Raw genomic sequence first — 709 nt, 5'->3', positions numbered from 1 at the left:
CCGGATCTACCGCCGGAGCGGCGCGCGAGCGTTGAGCAGCTCGCCCACCACCGGATGCACGAAGGGATCCAGCTATTGGCGTCCCTGTCGTCGGAGGCGTCGCACGCGGTCCAGCGCAACGACTACGACGGCCTGCAGGAAGTATCTGATCGCATGCGCGTAGCCTGGGGCGAATTCGACAGCGGCCTGTCGGCCTACCGCGCACTGGCCGAAGGACAAGCGCCGCGGGGGATCGCGCTGGCGTGGTTCCGGCGCGAGATGAACCTGACCGATCCCCTGACCACGGCCCTGGCGCACGGCGTCTTTGGCCTGTCGGGCTTCCACTACTTCACGATGGCGTTGCTGTTGGCCTTTGCGCTGCTGGCCGCCTGGATGTACGTGGCGCGAACCCGACGCACGAATGCGGTCCTCGCCACGTTGCGCACCGGGGCGCCGGCCCCCGCGGCGCCCGTGTCTCCGGGCGTGCCGGCCGAGGGCGGGCCACAGGCACGCGCACCTGTGTCCACCATGGGCGGCTGGGTGGGCAAGCTGCGGGTCGCACGCGTCTTCCAGGAGACGCCCAAGGTCAAGACGTTTCGGCTAGCGCCAGTGGAGGGCGTGGGTGCGCTGCCGTTCGAGTTCGAGCCCGGCCAGTTCCTCACGCTTTCGGTGCATTCAGGCGGGAACCAGGTCAAGCGCTCGTATTCGATCGCTTCATCGCCATGCTGCC

General features: G+C 68.8%; 1 pseudogene. It reads left to right on the top strand.

From position 1 onward, the window contains the following. Window positions 1–709: pseudogene (locus IEG05_RS23125) on the top strand (2Fe-2S iron-sulfur cluster-binding protein); the annotation flags it as partial.

The sequence above is a fragment of the Stutzerimonas kunmingensis genome, assembly GCF_014764705.1.
Lineage (GTDB): Bacteria > Pseudomonadota > Gammaproteobacteria > Pseudomonadales > Pseudomonadaceae > Stutzerimonas.
This window is presented reverse-complemented; position numbering and strand designations above follow the sequence as displayed.